General features: G+C 54.1%; 7 protein-coding genes. 4 read left to right on the top strand and 3 right to left on the bottom strand.

Annotation, left to right across the window (positions count from 1 at the left end):
- Window positions 1-116 precede the first annotated feature (116 nt).
- The 4 genes from GJJ30_RS30730 to GJJ30_RS30715 all read left to right on the top strand — a co-directional run bounded on the left by GJJ30_RS30730 (window position 117) and on the right by GJJ30_RS30715 (window position 3606).
- Window positions 117-902 carry an SDR family NAD(P)-dependent oxidoreductase gene (locus GJJ30_RS30730; protein WP_154179060.1) on the top strand — a complete coding sequence of 262 codons (786 nt, stop codon included), beginning with the start codon at window positions 117-119 and terminating at the stop codon, window positions 900-902.
- Between the two features lie 43 nt (window positions 903-945).
- Window positions 946-2238, top strand: a complete 1293-nt coding sequence (locus GJJ30_RS30725) for an MFS transporter (RefSeq protein ID WP_154179059.1) — start codon at window positions 946-948, stop codon at window positions 2236-2238.
- A 113-nt stretch (window positions 2239-2351) separates the two neighbouring features.
- A complete protein-coding gene (locus tag GJJ30_RS30720) occupies window positions 2352-3125 on the top strand; it encodes an SDR family NAD(P)-dependent oxidoreductase (protein WP_154179058.1) in 774 nt (257 codons plus the stop codon).
- 235 nt (window positions 3126-3360) lie between these two features.
- Window positions 3361-3606, top strand: a complete 246-nt coding sequence (locus GJJ30_RS30715; protein ID WP_154179057.1) for a hypothetical protein — start codon at window positions 3361-3363, stop codon at window positions 3604-3606.
- Between the two features lie 141 nt (window positions 3607-3747).
- Here GJJ30_RS30715 and GJJ30_RS30710 read toward each other — a convergent pair whose 3' ends face one another.
- From GJJ30_RS30710 to GJJ30_RS30700, 3 genes are all read right to left on the bottom strand, one after another.
- A complete protein-coding gene (locus tag GJJ30_RS30710; protein ID WP_170299313.1) occupies window positions 3748-4170 on the bottom strand; it encodes an energy transducer TonB in 423 nt (140 codons plus the stop codon).
- Window positions 4171-4345: 175 nt separating this feature from the next.
- Entirely contained in the window at window positions 4346-7339 is a 2994-nt protein-coding gene (locus GJJ30_RS30705) for a PVC-type heme-binding CxxCH protein (protein ID WP_154179055.1), read from the bottom strand.
- 121 nt (window positions 7340-7460) lie between these two features.
- Window positions 7461-9011 (bottom strand): 3-keto-alpha-glucoside-1,2-lyase-like domain-containing protein, encoded by a 1551-nt coding sequence (locus GJJ30_RS30700; RefSeq protein WP_154179054.1) that lies wholly within the window; start codon window positions 9009-9011, stop codon window positions 7461-7463.
- Between the last annotated feature and the right edge of the window lie 124 nt (window positions 9012-9135).

The raw sequence follows: 9135 nt of genomic DNA, 5'->3' as shown, positions 1-9135 counted from the left end.
AAAGTTTTACGGTTTTCAGTTTTCGGTTTACGGTGGCGGCCGCGTTCGTTATTTGACATTTAATGAACGCGTCAGCTACCGTAAACCGAATACTGAAAACCGTATACTAATCACTTATGAGTAAAGAAATACTACCCGGGATTAAGCAGTTTGATTTGAGTGGGCGGGCGGCCATCATTACGGGCGGTTCCAAAGGGTTGGGGCTGGCTATGGCCGCCGGGCTGGCTTCGGCGGGTGCCAATGTGATGCTGGTGAACCGAAATGCGGAGGAAGGCGCGAAAGCCGCCGAAGAACTGAGCCGGGATTTTGGCGTCAAAGCGATCGCGTTCAGCGCCGATATTACCGATCAGTCGCAAACGGAAGCGATGGCAAAAGCCGCGTTCGACGCCTTCGGTCGGATCGATATTCTCATCAATAGCGCCGGAATCAACATTCGCGGACCCATTGACGAGGTGACGCTGGAAGATTTTAATAAAGTGATGAATGCGAATGTAACCGGCACCTGGCTGTGTTGCCGCGCCGTGACGCCGTTCATGAAACAGGCCGGAAGAGGCAGCATTATCAACCTGGCCAGCACACTCGGCCTGGTTGGGCTGGCTAATCGGACGCCCTACACCTCCAGCAAAGGTGCTGTGGTGCAGATGACGCGCGGCCTCGCGCTGGAACTGGCGCCGTTCAACATCAACGTCAATGCCATTTGTCCGGGGCCTTTCCTGACCGATATGAATGTGCCGATTGCCGACACCGAAGAAGGCAAGAAGTTCGTGGTGGGGGCAACGGCGCTGGGCCGCTGGGGTGAGCTGCGCGAAATCCAGGGAGCCGCAATTTTCCTGGCCAGCGATGCCGCAACCTACCTGGTTGGCTCCATGCTGACCGTCGACGGTGGCTGGACGGCGAGATGAAAACCGTAACCCCAAAAACTAAACCCAAAACCGGATAACTTTAATGGAGCAAGTAATTGGCAGGATGCAGAAGACACGGGTGCGTTATGGAATGCTGGCGCTCGTTTTCGTCAACGTGGTGATCAATTACCTTGATCGCACGAATCTGGCCGTGGCGGCTTCCAATCTGAGTAAAGACCTGGAGTTATCGTCGGTGAGTATGGGGTACATTTTTTCGGCTTTTGGCTGGAGCTATGCGGTTTTGCAGATTCCGGGCGGTCTGGTTGCCGATCGGTTTGCGCCCCGGATTTTATACGCTTTCTGCCTGATTACCTGGTCGTTCGTGACGCTGCTGCAGGGGTTTGCCAGCGGTTTTGCGAGCCTGTTTGGCCTGCGACTGGCCACGGGAGCTTTTGAAGCACCTTCGTACCCGATCAATAACCGCATCGTGACCAGCTGGTTTCCGGATAACGAGCGGGCGGCTGCCACTGCGATGTATGTGTCGGGCCAATTTATCGGTCTGGCGTTTCTGACCCCGATTCTGGTGACGGTGCAATATTACACCGGCTGGAAAGGGCTGTTTTTGGTGACCGGTTTGGTCGGCATTGTCTGGGGCATTGTCTGGTATCTTTCCTACCGTGATCCGCTGGATCATTCAGGCGTCAATCAGGCCGAACTCGATTACATCGAGGAGGGGGGCGGTTTGTTCCGGAGACAGAAAAAGGTGGGGACACAGGCCAGCGTCTGGACGTTAGCGAATCTTAAACTGGTTTTCAGCGGCCGGACGCTCTGGGGCGTTTATTTTGCGCAATTTGCGGTCAACGCCACACTCTGGTTTTTCCTGACCTGGTTTCCAACGTACCTCGTTAAATACCGCGGATTGGACTTTATCAAATCCGGTTATCTGGCTTCCATTCCGTTTCTGGCGGCCTGCGCCGGAGTGCTCCTGTCCGGTTTTGTGTCCGATAATTTAGTGAAAAAAGGCTGGTCGGTCAGCGCGGCCCGGAAAACGCCGATCATCATCGGGCTCATTTTATCCGTTGCGCTGATTGGAGCTAACTACACCAACGACACCGCTTTGGTCATTTTCTTCATGTCGTTCTCGTTTTTCGGAGCGGGCATGGCCCTGATTTCCTGGGTATTTGTATCCTTACTGGCTCCCAAACACCTCATCGGACTGACGGGCGGGGTTTTCAATTTTATGGGGAACCTGGCGTCGATCATTGTCCCGATCGTGATCGGCTATCTGGCCAAGGACGGCGACTTCAAACCGGCGCTGGTATTTGTCGGAACGCTGGGTTTTCTGGGTGCCTGTTCCTACACCTTTCTGGTCGGTAAAATTGAGCGGAGAGGATGAGATGACGATTGACCGCTGACCATTGACCGCCGTCCATCGACAATCGTCAATGGTCAGCGGTCAATCGTCAACGATCAATGCTCCATCGTCAACAATCCAAAACGTAACCAATAATGGACCAATTAAATAACTTTCCTGACCGCTACAAGGGCCAGGTTGCTATCATTACCGGTGGGGCAGATGGGCTGGGAAAAGCCATTGCCAGTCGGTTGGGAGCCGAGGGCGCATCGATTGCGCTGTTCGACCGGAATACGGTTTTGCTGGAAAAAACCGCTCAGGAACTGACGGCTCAAAACATTCCGGTTCGGACGTACACGATTGATATTTCGCAGGAAGACCAGGTCAAAACCGCGGTCGAGCAAACCATAGCGGATTTCGGGAAAATCGACGTGGTCGTTCATTCGGCGGGGGTTGTCGGCCCGACGAGTACGAACATCACCAGCTACGAAACCGCCGATTTCGAGAAAGTGCTCGCCATCAACCTGTTCGGGAGTTTCCTGATGACCAAGTATGTGGTTGCTCACATGGCCGAGCGGCAGTATGGCCGGATTCTGTTGATTGCATCCATTGCCGGAAAGGAAGGAAATCCGGGCATGGTGGGCTATTCGGTCAGCAAGGCGGGGGTGATCGGTCTGGTGAAAGCCATTGCCAAAGAATACGCCACCGCCGGAATTACCGTCAACGGGCTGGCTCCGGCGGTGATCCGGACCGCCATGAACGCCGATACAGCCCCCGAACAACTGGCCTATATGACCGCCAAAATCCCGATGGGGCGACTGGGTGAAACCAGCGAAGTGGCCGCGATGGCGAGCTTCATTGTGTCACCCGAAAACAGCTTCTCGACCGGTTTCATTTACGACATTTCGGGCGGCCGGGCAACGTACTGACGGGTTCATTTTAAATAATAAAAAACCACTTATTTGTTACCAATGTGCAACATACGGTTGCTTGTTGACGTATTAGTAGGTGTAGCCAAAGCAGCTTCAACAGTCTTCTGAATGGCAATTTGGGGATTTTGAAAGACTAAAAAACAACCCTTACTCTAAAACCGGACATTCGATGGCGTAACTGTACGTTACTTTTTAAATGTGTGACAGCGATAACCTGAATCACCCCCAGACCATGAAACGTACATCCGTCAACCTCCCGGCCAGCCAGCCGCAAGCCGCTTCCTATTCAGCGTTGCAGGTATTATTGTCACAGTCCGAAGACGAGTTCTACGGCAGTCTCCAGCGGATCTGTAACAACGTCCTGCAACTCGAAGACGTGGGCATTATCCAGCAGGAAAACAATAAATTCATGTACGCTTACCGGTTTGCGGAAGCCGAACTCAAGCGCGCTTATTTAGCCAACTCAGTTCGGGCCTGATCCTGAGAGCCTCCGGCAGCCTGGACGAATTCCTGACGAACCGGTATTTCGTCGGCGACGAGGATACCCGGCCGTTGCTGCTGACAAACCATAACTACAAAAGACGGTTTGTGGTTTCATAACCGACTTACTATCAGTATACTAACGATTTATCCGAAAGTTGACCGGCAGGTTATACTTACAGGCCACCGGTCGATTGGCTTGCTTCGCGGGGGTCCAGGTGGGCATACTTTCAATGAGCCGCAGGGCTTCGGCGTCCAGTTCCGGATCCAGACTTTTCGTCACCTGCGCATCCTCGATTTTACCCTGTTCGGTAACAATAAATGAAACGAATACCCGGCCTTCCCGACCTGCTTTTCGGGCGGTTTCGGGATACCGCAGGTTTTTACGCAGGTAGTCTCCCAACTGATTCATGCCGCCCGGAAACTGGGGCGGTATTTCAGTAACGGTAAACACCATCCGGTTGGCTTTGGAGGTCGAGTCGGGTTGCTGTTTTACCTGCGCCTGAACGGAAAACGAGCGGGTGACCATCAGCAGCACGAAAAGAAAGGCATAACGTTTCATGGATGTCTCAGCGTAAATCATGTATAAAACCGGGTTCATTGGTGAACTTAGTAATTTAGTTGAGAGCCAGTACCTTACTTTTAGGGAGTGGTCAATAAATTCGATGAACCGGTTCTTTTGGTGATGAATAAACTGGCGAACAAGCTGCGTGCCTTCAAAATGAGAAGAGGTTGCCTCAATTACTCCCCAATTCACTCAGATACCGGATCAAATCCCGTACGTCTTCCTCCGAATAGGTATCCATCAAACCCGTCGGCATGAGCGAACCGCTCTCGGTCTGGCTCGCCAGTTCTTTTTTGTCGATGACCCGGTTTTTTGTCAATCCGGTCGTTTTGATGTGAATGACGTCGGCAGTTTCAAACACCTTGATTCCCTGAATAATCTCGCCTTTTTTTGTTTCCACCTGCACCCGGTTGTACCCTTCCTTGATGTTCTGATTCGGCCAGAGAACCTCGGTGATGATTTCCCGCGATGACAATCCCCGGCCAATGGCCGACAGGTTCGGGCCAATCGTGCCACCATTTCCGTTCAGTGCGTGACAGGCCGAACAGCTGGGGTTTGTCTGATAAATCAACTCCCCGCGTTTGGCGTTGCCCTGCTCTTTGACGGCTTTGGCCAGTTTTTCGACGTAATCCGGGCTGTATTTTCGAGCGACAATCGTTCGCGCTTCGGCCAACTGATTTAGCCGGGCGACGAGTTCCGGCGCGTTGATTCCTTTCGCAGCCAGTGCCTCCAGCGCCAGCCGGGCCTGCGGTTTCGGGAGAGCGGTTTTGGCGAGCTTCGCCGTTAAGGCTTTGGTGCCGGAACGCTGATCGATCAGGGGCGCGATGGTTTCCTGCATGTCGTTTACCGAACCGCCCGGGCGCTGCATTTCCAGTACGGTTGCATTGGCCGCCAGCGCAACATCCAGTTCACTAATGCCCTTCAGCGACGCCAGCCGGATAACGCGGGGCGTTTCGGCAGAAACCGCCAGTTTTTGCAGCAACGGCAAAACCGTCCGGCCGTTCAGTTCGACTAACGCTTTCAAGCCCTCGGCCCGGACCCGCTGATCGATCTGGTTGTTCGTTGCGAGATGGTTGATGGTTGCCGCCACCGGTCTGATTTTCCAGGATCTCGCCAGATGAATCGCGGCCATGTTCACCTCGGCGGTTTTCGTGGGCGACAGGCTGTTTCTTAAATTCGCAGCCGCCACCGCAGTCACCGGTTTTACATCCAGCTTGCTCAGGTTTTCGAGCAAAGCTGCATCGGTTTGGGCCGATGGTTGGCGCAGGATAAACTCAATATCAGGAGCTTTGCCGGTTTTAGCCAGACTCAGCAGGAGACTCCGCCGAACCTCCGGCGATAGGTTTTCGGTCTGAATCAGCTTTCGATAGTGGTCGGGCGTATACCACGAAGGCGGCAACATACTGACAAGCCAGGCCAACTGAGCCGGTTTTTTGAACGCGAGTTTCCCGGTTTGCAAAGCGGGATCCCACCAATCCTGGAGCGCATAAGCGGTTTTTTCCAGCGCATACCGAAGAAATTTGTCCATCGGCTGATCCAGCACCTGCGTCGCCAGCGCCATCGCTTCGGGCTTGTGGACCGCACTGACCGCGACCAGGGCTTCCAGCCGCACCCTCGGATTGGCGTCACGAATCAAGGGTTCAAGGATTTCAAGCGGTTTGAGAAGCTGATCAGCCCACCTACCAGCCACGTGGGCGGCATACGCCCGCGCCCCCGGTTCTTTTCCGCTGGCCAGTTGCCGCAGGAGGGATTCGTGCACCACTTCGTGACTTTCGTACACGCCGAGCGCTTCCATCAACTGATGCTCGTAGTTCGGATCGTTGCGGTCCAGCTTCTCCACCCATTCCGTTAAAACCGGCCGAACGTCGTTCAGCGGTTTTTCAGCCAGCAACCGCTTGACCTGGTAGCGGACCCAATGTTCGTCGGATTTCAACTGATCCAGCAAAACCGCCACCGGCTGGTCGGCCAGCTTCGGGGGCTGAACGAGCGGGCGACCGGTGGCCGTAATCCGCCAGATTCGTCCGTGCATTTTGTCGCGGTCCGGGTGCCGCATGGAAGCCTGGTAGTGTCCGATAATGGGGTTGTACCAATCCAGCACGTAGAGCGCACCGTCGGGACCGACCTTGATGTCGATCGGGCGGAAACTCCGGCTGCTCGAACTCAGAATCGGCTCCAGCAAGCGGGCCGTGTAGCCCGACGAATCGGACGTGACCCGCATGCGCTCAATTTTGTTGTTGTAATACCCGGCGATAATGAAGTCGCCTTTCAGGTCATCGGGCAGGTGTTTGGTCCGGATAATTTCGATGATCGATCCTTTGATGACGAGCTTGCCAATCGGCGGCAACAGCGCCCGGTGGGCGGTTTTGACCAGACCGGGAACGGTGTAAAACAGTTCCGGATCGTTGGCTTTGTGAAACATTTCGCCCCACTCGCCGAAGTTCATACCCCAGGGATTGACGCTGGCCGTGGAACCGTCCAGAAAATTGTCGAGCTGACGACGCAGCGGACGGTATCGCCAGATGGCCGCCCGGTCGGCTTTTTCGATGCCCCAGGCAGTTTCGACCCGGCTGTAAATGCTGTGTCCCTGCGAAAAAAACAACTCACCGCCCGGGCTCCAGAGAAACGAATTGATCGTCTGGTGCGAATCGTGCGTGCCAAAACCGGACATCAGCACCTGCCGCGTGTCGGCTTTGCCGTCGCCGTCGGTATCTTTCAGAAACACCAGCTCGGTTTGTTCGCCCAGATATACCCCGCCGTGGCCGAGTTCAAAACCCAGGGGCATCATCAGGCCGTCGGCAAAAACATGCGAGGTATCGGCTTTGCCATCGTGGTTGCGATCTTCCAGAATGGTGAGTTTATCGAACGGTTTTTGACCCGGACCCAGTTGTGGATACGACGGAATGGTCAGGACCCAGAGCCGCCCTTTTTCGTCCCACCGCATGGCGCAGGGGTCGGCAATGCCGAGTTCTTCGGACGCAAACAATTCGATTTTGTACCCATCGGCCAACTGAAAGGATTTGAGTTCGGCGGCTACCGAGTTATCGGCTTCGGCCGGAGAAACCGACATCGGGTTGATGGTCTGAGCCAGAGAGTGGTATATCTGGCTGAAAATGAACGCGATCAGTAAAGGTATTTTGTTCGTAATGGCTTTTTGAATAAGTACCATTGGAAGGAGATTCAGGTTTTTAAGAAATGATGTTTGGGGCTTTTCTACCCCTAAATCCCCTAAAGGGGACTTTTCGATCCGGATTGATCGTGTCCAAGTCCCCTTTAGGGGATTTAGGGGTTTATCGCACCGGCAGCAGTTTTTTTTGTTCGTCTTCGATCCGTTGCTCGGCTTCCCGGATAAGCGGTTCAAAGGCTTTCATTTCTTCGGGAAAAATCCGGCGGCTTTTGTCTTTCCAGTCGTGGCTGAACGGCTGCGTCGTCCGGTCGCCGTTCAGAAATGCCCAGTTGCTCGGTCGCCAGTAGTTGAACCACAGCACATTTTTCGACAGAATTTCCTGACGAAGCGGGGCCAGATCCCCGGCAAAAGCACCGGGCAGCTTCAGTTCCTTCATGATCAATTCCGCCACCAACCGATGACCTTCGGGGTTCAAATGCAAACCGTCGGTGGTCAGTGAACCAAACAAAGCCGACGACCGGAGCGGATGGAATAGATCGACAAAACCGTAACCTTCTGATTCAGCCAGCTTCCTGATCGCGTCCGCATAAGCTTCGACGGGCGCGGTGGTCAGCCGATTGTTCGATTTTCCTTCCGGTGTCAGATACGACCGCTCGGGTTCAAACGGAATCGGCGAGAGCAGAACGATCCGCCGATTGGGCTTCCGAATGCTATCCAGCAGTTTTTTATAGGCCGAAATAAACCGGGGTAGTTCGTTGGTCCCCTGCAACGACTCCAGTTGCCCGAATTGCACAAAAACCACGTTGGCACCCAGGCTGTCCAGATTTTTACTCCAGCTGCCAAAACCGACATCCCGGAATTGCTCAAAAACCGTGTCGCCGTCCCAGCCCAGGTTCCAGAGATGGAGCCTGGTAGTCGGTTGGGCGGCCATGATCCGGGTTTCCAGAATGCCGTCTTTGCGCATCGCGGCAATGTTGGTACCGCCGGCAAAAACGATTACGTCGCCGGATTTGAACGTCGTTGAATGGTTGCTCTGGCGTTTGTCTTCCGGCAGTTTCAGTTCCTTATTCAGTTGCGATTCGGTCAAACCGGCCAGTTCTACTTTGGGATTGTGGACCAGCCTGTTGATTTTGTAGGTAACGGTTTGGGGTTCACCGCTGTGAATCTGAAGCGCGATGTAGCCCGACGCGTCTCCGTCGGGATCTTTTACGGCAACGGCCAGCTTGCCATTAATCGCCGTCCAGATCCGATTGCCCACGGCCAGAATTTCGTAGTGATTCCATTGCCCGCGCTGCACGGCTTTTTCGCCCCGATCCGACCAATCCAGTTTCTGGCGACCGTGTTCGTGGTACAAACGCCCCCAAACGTCTTTGCCCATGTCGGCCTGATAGCCCAGCGCCTGACCGGTTTCGTCGGCTTTTTGGGAGCGAAATTGAATCCCGGCATTGCGGTCGTCCGGTTCGAGTTTGACGTCGATACTGAGGTAAAAATCAGCTACTTTGACGGACGACCAGAGAAATCGGTTTTTTTCAACCGGCTGGGTCGCGCGGCCCACAATGGCCCCGTTTTTCACGGACCAGTATTTCATGTCCGTCGCCGACCAGCTCGCCAAATTCTTCCCGTTAAAGAAGGTCTTATCGGTTTGGGCTCGGGCGAAGGTGGCTGAGAAGGATATCCAGATAAGTACAGCCACGAAAATCCTTGGTACGATCATACGTTTGTCTCTTGAATGTGTAAGCGATTAATTTTTAGCCCCTTTAGGGGATAAATGTTTGTAGAAAATGCAAGTTTTTGAACGTTTTGGGCGTGCCGTAGGTACGCGACAGGAATTTAGGTTG

Source organism: Larkinella terrae, assembly GCF_009668025.1.
In the GTDB taxonomy this organism is placed as follows: domain Bacteria; phylum Bacteroidota; class Bacteroidia; order Cytophagales; family Spirosomataceae; genus Larkinella; species Larkinella terrae.
Note: the sequence above shows the minus strand (reverse complement) of the source record. Positions and strands in the feature narration are given on the sequence as shown.